The sequence below is a fragment of the Micromonospora sp. NPDC004551 genome, from assembly GCF_040609975.1.
Taxonomy (GTDB): domain Bacteria; phylum Actinomycetota; class Actinomycetes; order Mycobacteriales; family Micromonosporaceae; genus Micromonospora.
This window is the reverse complement of the sequence record NZ_JBEXLM010000001.1, coordinates 221,655-235,337: the sequence shown is the minus strand read 5'-3', so window position 1 is coordinate 235,337 and position 13,683 is coordinate 221,655. Positions and strand designations below refer to the sequence as shown.

At 74.5% G+C, this 13,683-nt stretch carries 12 protein-coding genes; 6 read left to right on the top strand and 6 right to left on the bottom strand.

Annotation, left to right across the window (positions count from 1 at the left end; translation table 11 throughout):
- Positions 1-21: 21 nt before the first annotated feature.
- Positions 22-1,341: a C39 family peptidase gene (locus ABZW14_RS01195; protein WP_355337847.1), complete on the top strand. Its 1,320-nt coding sequence runs from the start codon at positions 22-24 to the stop codon at positions 1,339-1,341.
- A gap of 29 nt (positions 1,342-1,370) precedes the next feature.
- Positions 1,371-2,711: a C39 family peptidase gene (locus tag ABZW14_RS01190; protein ID WP_355337844.1), complete on the top strand. Its 1,341-nt coding sequence runs from the start codon at positions 1,371-1,373 to the stop codon at positions 2,709-2,711.
- Between the two features lie 58 nt (positions 2,712-2,769).
- Here ABZW14_RS01190 and ABZW14_RS01185 read toward each other — a convergent pair whose 3' ends face one another.
- The 4 genes from ABZW14_RS01185 to mqnE are packed head-to-tail and all read right to left on the bottom strand — an operon-like array spanning position 2,770 to position 5,219.
- On the bottom strand, positions 2,770-3,255 hold the full coding sequence (locus ABZW14_RS01185; RefSeq protein ID WP_355337841.1) for a hypothetical protein: 486 nt from the start codon (positions 3,253-3,255) through the stop codon (positions 2,770-2,772).
- A gap of 52 nt (positions 3,256-3,307) precedes the next feature.
- Entirely contained in the window at positions 3,308-3,586 is a 279-nt protein-coding gene (locus tag ABZW14_RS01180) for a DUF4229 domain-containing protein (RefSeq protein WP_355337838.1), read from the bottom strand.
- 24 nt (positions 3,587-3,610) lie between these two features.
- Positions 3,611-4,039: a hypothetical protein gene (locus ABZW14_RS01175; protein ID WP_355337835.1), complete on the bottom strand. Its 429-nt coding sequence runs from the start codon at positions 4,037-4,039 to the stop codon at positions 3,611-3,613.
- A gap of 10 nt (positions 4,040-4,049) precedes the next feature.
- Positions 4,050-5,219 carry an aminofutalosine synthase MqnE gene (gene mqnE / locus ABZW14_RS01170; RefSeq protein WP_355337832.1) on the bottom strand — a complete coding sequence of 390 codons (1,170 nt, stop codon included), beginning with the start codon at positions 5,217-5,219 and terminating at the stop codon, positions 4,050-4,052.
- 244 nt (positions 5,220-5,463) lie between these two features.
- Here mqnE and ABZW14_RS01165 point away from each other — a divergent pair, with 244 nt between their 5' ends.
- The 4 genes from ABZW14_RS01165 (at position 5,464) to ABZW14_RS01150 (ending at position 11,705) form a co-directional block, all read left to right on the top strand.
- Positions 5,464-7,065 carry a C40 family peptidase gene (locus ABZW14_RS01165; RefSeq protein WP_355337829.1) on the top strand — a complete coding sequence of 534 codons (1,602 nt, stop codon included), beginning with the start codon at positions 5,464-5,466 and terminating at the stop codon, positions 7,063-7,065.
- Positions 7,066-7,175: 110 nt separating this feature from the next.
- Positions 7,176-8,717 carry a hypothetical protein gene (locus tag ABZW14_RS01160; protein ID WP_355337826.1) on the top strand — a complete coding sequence of 514 codons (1,542 nt, stop codon included), beginning with the start codon at positions 7,176-7,178 and terminating at the stop codon, positions 8,715-8,717.
- Positions 8,718-8,905: 188 nt separating this feature from the next.
- A complete protein-coding gene (locus ABZW14_RS01155; RefSeq protein ID WP_355337824.1) occupies positions 8,906-10,954 on the top strand; it encodes a DEAD/DEAH box helicase in 2,049 nt (682 codons plus the stop codon).
- A gap of 130 nt (positions 10,955-11,084) precedes the next feature.
- Entirely contained in the window at positions 11,085-11,705 is a 621-nt protein-coding gene (locus ABZW14_RS01150) for a putative glycolipid-binding domain-containing protein (protein WP_355339348.1), read from the top strand.
- Positions 11,706-11,709: 4 nt separating this feature from the next.
- On the opposite strand, the gene ABZW14_RS01145 is transcribed toward ABZW14_RS01150, so the two are convergent.
- Both ABZW14_RS01145 and ABZW14_RS01140 read right to left on the bottom strand, forming a co-directional pair.
- Complete coding sequence (locus tag ABZW14_RS01145) at positions 11,710-12,801, bottom strand: PLP-dependent cysteine synthase family protein (RefSeq protein ID WP_355337821.1); 1,092 nt, start codon at positions 12,799-12,801, stop codon at positions 11,710-11,712.
- Between the two features lie 10 nt (positions 12,802-12,811).
- A complete protein-coding gene (locus tag ABZW14_RS01140) occupies positions 12,812-13,654 on the bottom strand; it encodes an SDR family oxidoreductase (protein ID WP_355337818.1) in 843 nt (280 codons plus the stop codon).
- Between the last annotated feature and the right edge of the window lie 29 nt (positions 13,655-13,683).

Sequence of the window (13,683 nt, the reverse complement as noted above, 5' to 3'; positions counted from 1 at the left end):
GGTTCACCTGGAGGAGCTGCCATGGACCGGACATCCCTGCGCACGGCCGCCGTGGCCGGCGCCACCACGCTCGCTCTCCTCGGCACCACCGCGCCCGCCGGCGCGACCACCACCCTCGCCCACGACGAGCAGATCACCTGGCAGGGCTGGTCCGGCACGGCCTGGTCGGCCGGGACCGCGGCCGGCACCACCGGCACCGCCGCCGGCCTGACCCTGACCACCCCGGTCGGCACCATCCTCTACAAGGACCCGCACAGCAGCACCCGGCGCACCTGGGCGTACGGGACCTGGACCTCCCCGCTCACCGAGGTCGGCTTCGCCGCCACGGAGCTGGTCACCTCGTGGAACGCCTCCACCCCGACCGGCACCTGGCTCCAGGTCGAACTCCAGGGCACCTACACGAGCGGCACCCGCACCCCGTGGTACGTCATGGGCCGCTGGGCCTCCGGCGACGGCGACATCCGGCGCACCAGCGTCGACCGGCAGGGCGACAAGACGTCCAGCGTCCTCACCGACACGTTCGCGATCACCAACCCGTCCGCCGGGGTGCTGCTGCGGGCGTACCAGCTGCGGGTGACCCTCTACCGGGACCCGGCGTCGACCGTCACGCCGGTGCTCCGCTCGGTCGGCGCCATGAGCTCCACCGTGCCGGACCGGTCCACCGTCACCCCGAGCGCCGGGCACATCGCCTGGGGCACCGAGCTGGCCGTACCGCGCTACTCCCAGAACATCCACGCCGGGCAGTATCCCCAGTACGGCGGCGGCGGTGAGGCGTGGTGCTCACCCACGTCCACGGAGATGGTGGTCGAGTACTGGGGCCGCAAGCCCGCCCCGGCCGACACGTCCTGGGTGGATCCGAGCTACGCCGACCCGACCGTCGACCACGCCGCCCGGATGACCTACGACTGGCAGTACGGCGGCACCGGCAACTGGCCGTTCAACACCGCGTACGCGGCCGCCTTCCCCGGCCTGGAGGCGAAGGTGACCCGGCTGCACTCGCTGGACGAGCTGGAGCACTTCATCGCCGCCGGCATCCCCGTGGTGACCAGCCAGTCCTTCCTCGCGAGCGAGCTGGACGGGGCGGGCTACGGCACGGCGGGGCACCTCATGGTGGTGGTCGGCTTCACCGCCACCGGCGACGTGATCGCCAACGACCCGGCCTCGCCCAGCGACGCCGCGGTCCGGCACGTCTACCGGCGCGACCAGTTCGAGCAGATCTGGCTGCGTACCCGCCGGACCACCGCCAGCGGCGGCACCGGCAGTGGCTCCGGCGGCGTCGTCTACCTGATCAAACCGACCGACGTGGCCTGGCCCGCCGTGGCCGGTTCCACGAACTGGTGATCCATCCCTTCCCAACCAACGGAGTGCACATGGTCAGACCAGTCCTGCGTGCGGTCGCCCTCATGGGCGCCGCCACGCTCGCCCTCGCCGGTGTGACGGCGCCCGCCCACGCCGACAACAACCTGCCGGTCGTCTCGCACGACGAGCAGATCACCTTCCAGGAGTGGTCCAAGTACCCGGACTGGCGCGGCGGCACCCACGAGGGCACGCAGGCCATCCCGGGGCACCGCACGGGGATCACCATCGGCCAGCCGGCCGGCACCACCGAGTTCACCGACGAGCACACCGGCACGACCCGGACCTGGGAGTACGCCACCTGGACCTCGCCGGAGCGGCAGGTCGGCTTCGACGCCAGCGAGCTGGTCGCGTCGTGGAACGCCGCGACGCCGGCCGGCACCTGGATCCAGGTCGAGCTGCACGGCACGTACAACACCGGGCAGCAGACCCCCTGGTACGTCATGGGCCGCTGGGCCTCCGGCGACCAGGACATCAAGCGGTCCACGCTGGACGGCCAGGGTGACCCCTGGTCGACCATCTGGACCGACACGTTCTCCATCGACGACGCCAAGGCCGGCGTGCTGCTGCGGTCGTACCAGCTCCGGCTGACCCTCTACCGCGCGCCGGGGCAGACCGCCTCGCCGCGGGTCTGGATGCTCGGCGCCATGAGCTCCAACGTGCCGGACCGGTTCACCGTCGCCCCGAGCAAGGGCGGCATCGCCTGGGGCACCGAACTGGCCGTCCCGCGCTACTCGCAGAACGTCCACATCGGGGAGTACCCGGAGTTCGACAACGGTGGTGAGGCCTGGTGCTCGCCCACCTCGACCGAGATGGTGGTCGAGTACTGGGGCCGGAAGCCCTCCGCCGAGGACACCGCCTGGGTCGACCCGAACTACGCCGACCCGACGGTCGACCACGCCGCCCGGATGACCTACGACTACGAGTACGAGGGTGCCGGCAACTGGCCGTTCAACACTGCGTACGCGGCCAGCTTCCCGGGCCTGGACGCCCGGGTGACCCGGATGCACTCGCTGGACGAGGTGGAACGCTTCATCAAGGCCGGCATCCCGGTGATCACCTCGCAGTCCTTCCTCGCCAGCGAGCTGGACACGGCTAACTACGGCACCTCCGGGCACCTCTTCGTGATCGTCGGCTTCACCGCCGACGGTGACGTGATCGTCAACGACCCGGCCTCGTCGTCGAACGACGCCGTGCGCAACGTGTACAAGCGGGAGCAGTTCGAGCAGATCTGGCTGCGCACCAAGCGGCACCGGGCGAACGGCACGGTCGCCTCCGGCTCCGGCGGCATCGCGTACCTGATCAAGCCGGCCGACCGGGCCTGGCCGGTCGTGCCGGGCTCGACCAACTGGTGAACGACGCGGGCCCGGCGCGGTCCCCACTCGGGGATCGCGCCGGGCCCGGCTCTTCCTGTCAGACGGACGGGGCGAACGAGGCCGGCGGGGTGGTGGGCTCCTTCGCCCGGCGCCGGTTCCGGATCGCCCGCACGATGATCCACACCCAGGCCACCAGGGCGGCCACGCCGGCCAGGGCAAGCCCGGTCACCAGCAGGTACGTCGACCCGCCGGTGGTGGAGAAGACCCCCGCCCGGGCGCCGGTGTCCCGGGCCGGGGCGGTGGCGCCGGCGGCGAGGCCGTCGGGCGCGTCGTAGAGGATCACGTCGGCGCGGCGGGCGCCACCCTGGTCGGCCACGAAGGTGCCGCGCCACTCGCAGTTACGCCGGCCGCAGTCCTCGTGGACCGCCGTGAAGGTGCCCGGCGTGCCGCCACCGTTCTTCGCCTCCCAGGTCGGGGCGAGGTCGGTGACGCTCAGCATCAGTCCGATGGCGGCGATGACCGGCAGGCCGATCCAGACGAAGACCTTCGTCCGCCACCCGTTGATCGTGTTCAGGAAACTCACGGCGAGCGACCATAGCGGCCGGCACCGTTTCCCGCTGCCCCGTTTCCCGGGGTCAGCTCTCGCGGCGCTCGTCGGTGTGCTCGGCCTGATCGTCCCCGGCCAGCGCCGAGCGCAGCCGGTCCTTCTCGGCGCGGCGCCGCTCCGACGCCTCGGACATCTCCCCGGCCATCTCGTCCCGCCAGCCGCGAAGCAGGAAGAACGACAGCGCGGCGGAGAAGACCAGCGCCAGCATCAGCCGCAGGAACATGTTCATCTCGACGAACCAGAGGGCCGCCAGCACACCGACGAACAGCCCGATCCGGCCCAGCGTGTACTTGACCGCCGCGCTCACTGCCCTGCCTTCTCTCTCAACGCCTCAGCCCGTCCGCCGGGCCAGCCAGTGCACGCCATGAAACCAGACCACCGCGTAGACCACGGTGAACACCGCCGCCGCCAGCGCGCCGGAGGCCAGCGGCGGCAGCCCGGCGGCGAGGCCGGCCGCCAGCAGCCCGGCGAGGACGCCGACCACGACCCCGGCCAGCGCGGCGAGCACCCGGGCCGCACCGAACTCCCAGGCCCGGAAGTCGTCCCAGAACAGCCAGAGCGGCAGGATCACCGCCAGCCAGCCGTTGGTCCGCCCGAACCCGCCCGCGCCCATCGTCGCGAAGGCCCACTCGAAGAGCACCAGCGCCAGCACCCCGATCACCAGCCCGGCGAGACTCACCCCGAGCAGGTCGCCCAGGGTGAGGATGCGCCCCTCGGCGTCCCGCCGGGGGAAGCTGCGCTGCTGCTCCTCGGTGCTCATCGGCGTGCGGTCAGGCCCAGACCTGCTGCGGCTCGGCGCGGCGCTCGGCCAGCGACGGCGCCGCGTCGTACTCGCGGACGATCTCGTAGCGGGTGTTCCGCTCGACCGGGCGGAAGCCCGCGTCCCAGATCAGGTCGAGCAGGTCCTCGCGGTGCATGGTGTTCGGCGTGCCGTACGAGTCGGCGTCGTGGGTGATCTTGTATTCCACGACCGAGCCGTCCAGGTCGTCGACACCGAAGTTCAGCGACAGCTGGGCCACCGAGAGTCCGTGCATCACCCAGAAGCACTTCACGTGCGGCACGTTGTCGAAGAGCAGCCGGGAGACGGCGAACGTCTTGAGCGACTCGGCCGGCGAGGCCATCGTGGTCTGCGCCTGGATCCGGTTGCGGACCTTGCCGTCCGCCGAGTCGACGAAGTCGTGCTGGTAGCGCAGCGGGATGAAGACCTGGAAGCCGCCGGTCTCGTCCTGCAGCTCGCGCAGCCGCAGCACGTGGTCGACCCGGTGCCGGGGCTCCTCGATGTGGCCGTAGAGCATCGTCGACGGCGTCTTCATGCCCTTCGAGTGGGCCAGCCGGTGGATGCGCGACCAGTCCTCCCAGTGGCAGGCGTGGTCGACGATGTGCTGCCGGACCTCCCAGTCGAAGATCTCGGCGCCACCGCCGGTGAGCGACTCCAGGCCGGCGTCCATCAGCTCGTCGAGGATCTGGTCGGCGCCCAGGCCGCTGATCTTCTCGAACCACTGCACCTCGGTCGCGGTGAACGCCTTGAGGTTGACCTTCGGCAGCGCCGCCTTCAGCTCGCGGAGCACCTTGGGGTAGTAGCGCCACGGCAGGGTCGGGTGCAGGCCGTTGACGATGTGCAGCTCGGTGAGCTGCTCGTCCTCCATCTCCTTGGCCTTGCGGACCGCCTCGTCGATGCGCATCGTGTAGGCGTCCTTCTCGCCCGGCTTGCGCTGGAACGAGCAGTACGCGCACGACGCGGAGCAGACGTTGGTCAGGTTGAGGTGCCGGTTGACGTTGAACATCACCCGGTCGCCGTTCATCTCGGTGCGCTTGTGGTGGGCCAGCCGCCCCAGCCAGGCGAGGTCGTCGCTCTCGTAGAGGGCGATGCCGTCCTCGCGGGTGAGCCGCTCCCCCGCGTAGACCTTCGCTTCGAGCTCGCGCTTGAGTCCGGCGTCCATCGAAAGCCACGTCCCCTTCCACCTGCGGTCCCGGTCGAGCGTACGTCGCGGGTCGGACGAACCGGCGACCCGGTCAACCGCAGCGACCTACTTCACCGGACTCCCCGGCCGTCGTCACGCTCCGCGCATCGACATAGCTGCGCCCGTGAGGTAAGACAGGATGGGGCGGAACACACACCGGTACCGTCCTGCCTCACCGCGCCTCACCTCGCGCGGAAGACACGCAGACCGGACGGGGAGCGGAATGGTCGACAGCACCCAGGGCCGACGCCGACGGAGCCGCTATCCGGTGATCTCACCGGTGCTGCGCCCGACGCTCTGGTCCGCCCTGCTCGGGGCGGTCGCGGCCGCGGCGCTGGCCACCCCGGCCTGGGCCGATCCGCTGCCCGACACCGTCCCCAGCACCGGTTCCCGCCCCCAGGTAACCGGCGCCCTCCAGCTGCCCACCGTGCCCGGCGCCGTCCCCGGCCTGCCCGGCACGGTGACCGGCGGGCCCGGCCGCACCCCGGGTCTCCCCGGCACCACGCCCGCCGTCACCAACCCCGCCGACGGCCCGCTGATCGCGCAGATCAATCAGGCCGACGCGCGGGTCGCCCAGCTCGGCGACACCCTGCTCACCATCAAGGGCGAACGGGACACCGCGCAGGCCGACCTGGCCCTCGCCGCCACCCGGCTGAAGGAGGCCCAGGACGCCCTCACCCGGGCCCAGGAGAACGCGAAGACCGCCGCCGCCGACGCGGTCAAGGCCGACGCCGCGCTGCCGCCCGGCGAGTTCGGGGCCAGCCTGCGCGAGCTCGCCAACCTCCAGCGGATCACCCGGGGCGACAAGGCCGAGGGCGCCACCACCGCGGTTACCGGCGAACTCGCCCGGGCCACCGCCGCCGAGCAGGTCGCCCGCGAGGCGCACGCCTCGGCCGAGCGGCGTGCCGGCGAGAAGGCCACGGAGTACACCCGGGTCGAGACCGACCTGCACAAGCAGGAAGCCACGCTGCTCAAGCTCCGCAAGGACAACGCCGCCAAGCTGCGCGAGATCGAGCGCCGCGAGGACGCCGCCGAGCAGCAGCTGGGCACCTCGTACGTCGTCAACCAGAGCGTCAGCGGGCGGGTCGCCGACCCGAGGGCCCTGGCCGCGGTGCGCTACGCCCTCGCCCAGCTCGGCGACCCCTACCTCTGGGCAGCCGAGGGGCCGGACCGGTTCGACTGCTCCGGCCTGGTGCTCGCCGCCTACCAGTCGGCCGGCTACCAGGGGTTGCCGCGGGTCTCCCGGGACCAGTACTACGCCACCCGCTCCCGCACGGTCGACCCCAATGCGCTGCTCCCCGGCGACCTGCTCTTCTTCGCCTCGGGCAGCAGCTGGACGAGCATCCACCACGTCGCCATGTACATCGGCAACGGCAAGATGGTCGAGGCGCCGCGGACCGGCGACGTCGTCAAGATCTCGGTGGTCCGGTGGTCCCGGCTCTACGCCGCCACCCGGGTGATCGGCGCCGTCCCCGCTCCCGCCACCCCGCCGCCCGCCCCGACGGTGCCCACCACCCCGCCGACCACCCCCTCGGCCACCCCGTCGAAGCCCGGCACGACGCCCAAGCCCACGAAGACGGCGACGCCCAAGCCGACCAGGACGACCACGCCGAAGCCGACGCCGAGCACGTCCAGCCCGACGCCGGAGCCGTCGACCTCGCCGAGCCACACCACACCGCCGCCGACCACGCCGCCGCCGAGCCCGACCGACTCGCCGACCCCGGCGCCGACCAGCACCGAGGGCGCCGAGCCGAGCACCAGCTCCGTCGCCCCGGCGAGCAGCGCGGCCGAGAGCGACGCCGCCAGCCCCAGCGCCACCGACTGACCCAACCGTCCACTCCGGCTGTGCTCCCGGGCCGGAATGTGGCACGGTGAGATCCAGGCACGCCCGACCGGCGCCACCGGTCGGGGGCGAGCGTGGGCACGGAGGGCGAGATGGGCGAGCAGGACGTTCCGGCGGAGACGGTCCACCCCGGATCCGCGCCCGACGCCACCGACCGGCCGGCCGGCCCCGCGAGGGAGCGGCCCGGCCCGGCCGCCCCGGTGACCGTCGCCCGGGCCCGGGTCAGCGTCGCCGGTGCCACGGCCGCGCCGCCGCCCGAGGAGCTGCCGAGCACTCCGGCCACCGGCACCACCTACCGGGCGAACGGACCGGCGGAGCCCGTCCTCGCGAACGGACCGGCGGAGCCTGTGCCGGCGCTGGACCGGCGCCGCCCGGGTGCCTCCGTCCCGCCGCCCTCGACCTGGTCCGCCTTCGCCGCCGCCGAGCGCCCGTCCGCCCCTGCCGACAACGCCGCCCCGGGCTCGGCGGGCGACGCCCGCCCCGGCGGGGGCGACGCCGTGCCCGGGACGCCGAGCGTGGCCGGCTCCGCCGGCATCGAGCCCGGCCCGCCGGCGGTCGCCGAGGCGGGCGCGGTGGGCACCCCGCCCGCACCTCGGGTCGCCGGATTCGCGCGGGTCTCCGCGCCGGAAGGCGAACCGGCTGCGGCACCCGTGCTGCCGACGCCTCGACCGGAGGCGGGTGCGAACGCCGACCGGGCGCGGGCCCCGGTGCCGGCTCAGGGACAGGCCCGGGCCAGCGCGTCGGTCCCCGGGCTGACCCGGGCCTCGGCCGAGGAGGTCGCCGCCGCCACGGCTGGCACGTCGGGCAGCGCCAAGGTCTACCAGGCGGGCCCGGTGAACCCCGAGCCGCCCGAGCCGGCCCAGCCGCCGGAGCCGGCCCAGCCCCCGACGCCGCCCGTGCCGGAGCCCGAGCCGGCGCCGACCCCCGTACCGGGTCCGACCCCGCCCTCCCCGGCACCGCCCGTACCGGCCCCGGAGCCCCCGATCCGGCCGGTGCCGCCGGTGCCCGCGCCGCCGCCGGGCCCGACCCCACCGGCGCCGGTGCCTCCCGTGCCGGGGCCGCCCGCGCCGCCGCCGGGGCCGCCGGTGCCCGCGCCTCCGCCGCCACCCGGCCCGATGCCGGCACCGCCGTTCCCGCCGCCGCCCGCCATGGCCGGCGTGCCCGGGTCGACGCAGTTCACCGGCACCGGCCAGCCGGGGGCGGCCGCCGCGCCATGGGCCCCGGCCGCCACCCCGCCGCTCCCCACCGCGCCACCGGCGGTGCCGTCGCCGGCCCTGCCCGCCTGGCCGCCGCCGACCAGCCCGACCGAGTACCGGTCCGGGCCGGCGCACCCGGTGAACCAGCCGTCCGGCGGTCCCGACCTGGCCGGCACCGCGTACGGCGGCACCGAGGGGCCGGGCTTCGCCACGGTCTCCTTCCCGCAGGGCAACCCGCTGGAGAACTCCGGCTCCCTGACCGGGCACATCCTGGCCCAGGGCTGGGCCGAGGACCCTCCGGCGACCCGGTCGAGCAACACCAAGGTGGTGATCATGCTGGCCGGCGCGCTGGCGCTGCTGGTCGCGATCAGCCTGGTGGTGGTCTTCCTGGCCAATGACGCGCTGAGCGGGATCACCGGCACCGCGCTCACCAGGTGACCGGGGTGAGCCCGCCCACTACGGCCACGCGGCGCGGTGGCGGGTCCGCCGGATCGCCGTACACTTGTGGAGATCACTGACCCGGCGCGCCCGTTACGCGCGCCCATGGGCGATCTTGCGGGCGAATCGGCGGCGTGACGAAGCCGCGGCGGCCATCGCGAAGATGCGCCCCGCTCGAAAGGCATTTCTTGACCACGTTCGCTGCCTCTGGCACGTCCCCGTCCGCCGACCCGACCATCGACACCCCTGACTTCGCCGCGCTCGGCCTGCCCCGCCAGCTGGTCGAGGCGCTCGCCCGGCAGGGCATCACCACCCCGTTCGAGATCCAGCGGGCCACCCTGCCGGACGCCCTCGCCGGCCGCGACGTGCTCGGCCGGGGCCAGACCGGGTCGGGCAAGACCCTCGCCTTCGGTCTCCCCGTGATCGCCCGGCTCGCCGAGCGGAACCGGGCCCGGCCGCTGCACCCGCGCGCCCTGGTCCTGGTGCCGACCCGTGAGCTGGCCATGCAGGTCAACGACGCGCTGATGCCGCTCGGCAAGGCGGTCGGCATCTTCCTGAAGACCGCCGTCGGCGGCGTCCCGTACGACCGGCAGATCGACGCGCTGCGCCGCGGTGTGGAGATCGTCGTGGCCACCCCCGGGCGGCTCGGCGACCTGATCGAGCGCGGCGTCTGCAACCTCGACGACGTCGAGATCACCGTGCTGGACGAGGCCGACCAGATGGCCGACATGGGCTTCCTGCCCGAGGTCACCGAGCTGCTGGCGAAGACCCCGGCGGACGCCCAGCGCCTGCTCTTCTCGGCCACTCTGGACAACGACGTCGACACCCTGGTCAAGCGGTTCATGACCGACCCGGTCACCCACTCGACCGCGCCGCCCACCGCGGCCGTGTCCACCATGGACCACCACCTGCTGCTGATCCCGCCGCACGACAAGTTCGCCGTGGCGGCGTCCATCGCGGCCCGCGAGGGCCGCACCATGCTCTTCGCGCGTACCCAGCTCGGCGTCGACCGGCTGGTCGAGCAGCTCGCCGCGGTCGGCGTGCGGGCCGGCGGCCTGCACGGCGGCAAGACCCAGCGGATGCGCACCCGCACCCTGGCCGAGTTCCGCGAGGGTCGGATGAACGTGCTGGTCGCCACCGACGTGGCGGCCCGGGGCATCCACGTCGACGGCGTGTCGCTCGTGCTGCACGTGGACCCGCCCAAGGACCCGAAGGACTACCTGCACCGGGCGGGTCGCACCGCGCGGGCCGGTGAGTCCGGCGCGGTGGCGACGCTGGTGCTGCCCAAGCAGCGCCGGACCACGCTCGCCATGCTGGAGAAGGCGGGCGTCGAGCCGGCCCAGACCCGGGTCCGCGCGGGCGACCCGACGCTGGCCGAGCTGATCGGCGCCCGGGAGCCCAGCGGTGTGCCGGTCCGCGACGAGCCGGAGCCGCGCCGGGGCGGCCCGCGCCGCTCGTTCGAGCGGGACGGGCACGGCGAGCGCCGCTTCGGCGGCCGCCCGACCGGCGGCCGCGGCAACGACCGGCCCTTCGGCGAGCGGCGCTTCGACCGCGACGACCGGGGCACCGGCGAGCGCCGCCACACCGACCGCGGCTTCGACCGGGACGGGCGCGGCGACCGGCGCTTCGGCGAGCGTGCCGACCGACCCTTCAGCGACCGTGGCGAGCGACCCTTCGGGGAGCGTACTGAGCGGCGCTTCGGCGACCGCGACGAGCGCGGTGCCGGCCGGCCCTCGGGCGACCGCCACTTCGCGGACCGGGCGGGGCGCGACCAGCACCGGCCGACCGGCACCGGCCGCGGCTACGACCGCGGCGACCGGCGGCACGACGGCCGGCCCGCCGGCGGACGCGCCTACGGCGACCGGCCCACCGATGGCCGCGGCTATGGCGACCGGGACGGCGGCCGTGCCTACGGCGACCGCCCCACCGGCGGCCGCGGCTATGGCGACCGGGACGGCGGCCGTGCCTACGGCGACCGCCCCGCCGGCGGCCGCGGCTACGGCGACCGGGACGGCGCGCGTGGCCAGGGCGACCACGGCCGCCGCTACGAGGACCGCCCGCAGGGTGAGCGGCGCTTCGGCGACCGGGACGGCCGGGGTGAACGGCGCTTCGGCGAGCGGGGCGAGTTCCGTCCGGCCGAGCGCCGGGGCGGCTTCCGGTCCGACGGGCGGGGCCGCGAGGACCGGCCGCGTGACGACCGGCGCGGCTTCGGCCGTCCGCCGGCCCGTACGCACTGATCCACCGGCCGGACCAGCGGACCGGCCGGGAGTGACACCGGCGCCGCCGTCGAGCACCTGCTCGGCGGCGGCGTTCGCGCATCCGCTGCCGGTGTCCGCCGGGTCGCGTAACGTCCGGTTCATGCCGACCATGCCGAAGTCGCTCTTCTGGACCCGGACCGACACCGCCGGCTCGGAGCACGTGCTGCTCGACGACCGGCAGGGGCTCACCGCACAGGGCGTGGCGCTGGCCGTCGATCCGATCCCCTACACCTGCCGCTACCAGCTGACCGTGGGCGCCGACTGGTCGACGAGCCGGCTGGAGGTCACCGCAGAGGGCGCGGGCTGGTCGCGGAGCGTACGCCTGGAACGGTCCGGAGACGGGTGGCGGGTGCGCACCGGCGAAGAGGGTGACCTCGACGCGGCGTTGCGCGCGGCCGGGCATCCGCCGGCCGGGCTGCCGGGCACCGACGACCCGGGCCGGCTGGCCGAGGCGCTCGACGTCGACCTGGACGGCTCGCCGCTGACCAACACCCTGCCCGTGCGCCGGCTCGACCTGGGCCGGGCCCCGGCCGATCAGCCGCGGACCATCACCGCCGCCTGGGTGCTGCTGCCCGGCCTGGCGGTGCTCCCCGCCGAGCAGGTCTACACCCCGCTCGGTCCGGGCCGGGTCCGCTACTCCAGCGACTCCTTCACAGCCGACCTGGACCTGGACCAGGAGGGGTTCGTGGTGCGCTACCCGGGTCTGGCCGAGCGGATCGACCCGCGCTGACTCCTCAGGCCGGCCAGGCGCCGCTGGCCAGGAAGCGGTCGATGGTGGCCAGGTGCGGGGCGAGGTCGAGGCCCTGCCCGGCCACCCACTCGTCGTCGTAGTAGGTGTGCGCGTAGCGGTCGCCCGGGTCGCAGATGAGGGTGACCACCGAACCGGTCCGGCCGGCGGCGAGCAGTTCCGCGATCAGCCCGAAGGCACCCCAGAGGTTGGTGCCGGTGGAGCCGCCCACCCGGCGGCCGAGCACCGCCGAGCCGGCCCGCATGGCGGCCAGCGACGCGGCGTCCGGCACCTGCATCATCCGGTCGACCACGCTGGGCAGGAAGGACGCCTCGACGCAGGGCCGGCCGATCCCCTCGATCCGGGAGCCCTTGTCGGTGCGCACCGACCAGTCGCCGGCCTGCCAGGCCGGATAGAACGCGGAGTTCTCCGGGTCGACCACGCAGAGCTTGGTGGGCAGCCGGCGGTAGCGGGCGTACCGGCCGATGGTGGCGCTGGTGCCGCCGGTGCCGGCGCCCACCACGATCCAGGCCGGCACGGGGTGCCGCTCCAGGGCGAGCTGCGCGTAGATCGACTCGGCGATGTTGTTGTTGCCCCGCCAGTCGGTGGCCCGCTCGGCGTAGGTGAACTGGTCCATGTAGTGCCCGCCGGTGTCCTCGGCGAGCCAGCGCGCCTCGATGACCACCTTGGCCGGGTCCTGCACCAGGTGGCAGCGACCGCCCTGGAACTCGATCTGGGCGATCTTCTCGGGCGAGGTGGAGGCGGGCATGACAGCGATGAACGGCAGCCCGAGCATCCGCGCGAAGTACGCCTCGGACACCGCGGTCGAGCCGGACGACGCCTCGACGACGGTGGTGTCCGGGCCGATCCAGCCGTTGCAGAGCCCGTACAGGAAGAGCGAACGGGCGAGCCGGTGCTTGAGCGAGCCGGTGGGGTGCACCGACTCGTCCTTGAGGTAGAGGTCGATGCCCCACCCCCTGGGCAGCGGGAAGGGCAGGAGGTGGGTGTCGGCGGAGCGGTTGGCGTCCGCCTCGACCGTGGCGATCGCCTCGGTCACCCAGCTGCGGCTGGCCTCGTCACACCGGTCGAGATGAGTCACGCCGGCAACGTTACAAGCGAGGTGGGCTCGCGCCCGGGCGGGTCCGGCGCGCCTGCCGCCGCTGACCGGCGCGGCCGGCGGCCCGGACCACCGGCGTGAGGGCCAGGGCGAGCCGCGGGAAGGCGTCGAGGAGCCGCACCTGGGCGCCGCGCCAGCGCGGCAGGCTGACCACCGGCCGGGGCCGCCGGGCCAGCCGTACGGCTCGCGCGGCGACCCGCTCCGGGGTCAGCAGCGCCCCGGTGAAGGACGCCAGTGCCCCAGGGTCGTCGAGCTTGTCGTGCAGCATCGGCGTCCAGATCCCGTCCGGGCAGAGACACGACACGTGTACGCCCCGGACGTCGGCCATCCGCAGGTCGGAGAGGGTGCCGAGGCTGAACGCCAGCAGGGCGTGCTTGCTGGCCGCGTAGACGGTCTCGCCGGGGGCGGCGATCAACCCGGCCAGCGAGACGACGTTGAGCACGTGCCCGTGGCCCTGCGCCCGCATCACCGCCAGCGCCGCGTGGGTGCCGTTCATGGCACCCAGCGTGTTCACCTCGACCAACCGTCGCCGGGTCGCCGAGTCGTGCGTCCAGGACGGCCCGGTGGCCAGGATGCCGGCGTTGTTGACCCAGAGCGCGAGCCCGCCCGGAGCCCCGGACGCCTCGGCGGCCACCGCCGTGCAGGCCGCCTCGTCGCGCACGTCGAGCGCGCGCGACCAGCCACCGAGCGGCGCCGCGGCGGCCGCCACGGCACCGGCGTCCACGTCGGTGAGCAGCACGCGCCACCCGTCGGCGTGCAGCGCGGCGGCGATCGCGCGGCCCAGGCCGCCGGCCGCCCCGGTCACCACGGCGGCGCCCCGCCCCGGAGTCGTCATCGGCGCACGGTAACGCCCCGGATCGGCCG

Excerpts from the sequence above, each read along its gene's own strand:
- ABZW14_RS01195 (WP_355337847.1), top strand. The coding sequence starts at position 22 with ATGGACCGGACATCCCTGCGCACGGCCGCCGTGGCCGGCGCCACCACG.
- ABZW14_RS01190 (WP_355337844.1), top strand. The coding sequence starts at position 1,371 with ATGGTCAGACCAGTCCTGCGTGCGGTCGCCCTCATGGGCGCCGCCACG.
- ABZW14_RS01175 (WP_355337835.1), bottom strand. The coding sequence starts at position 4,039 with ATGAGCACCGAGGAGCAGCAGCGCAGCTTCCCCCGGCGGGACGCCGAG.
- mqnE (WP_355337832.1), bottom strand. The coding sequence starts at position 5,219 with ATGGACGCCGGACTCAAGCGCGAGCTCGAAGCGAAGGTCTACGCGGGG.
- ABZW14_RS01165 (WP_355337829.1), top strand. The coding sequence starts at position 5,464 with ATGGTCGACAGCACCCAGGGCCGACGCCGACGGAGCCGCTATCCGGTG.
- ABZW14_RS01160 (WP_355337826.1), top strand. The coding sequence starts at position 7,176 with ATGGGCGAGCAGGACGTTCCGGCGGAGACGGTCCACCCCGGATCCGCG.
- ABZW14_RS01150 (WP_355339348.1), top strand. The coding sequence starts at position 11,085 with ATGCCGAAGTCGCTCTTCTGGACCCGGACCGACACCGCCGGCTCGGAG.
- ABZW14_RS01140 (WP_355337818.1), bottom strand. The coding sequence starts at position 13,654 with ATGACGACTCCGGGGCGGGGCGCCGCCGTGGTGACCGGGGCGGCCGGC.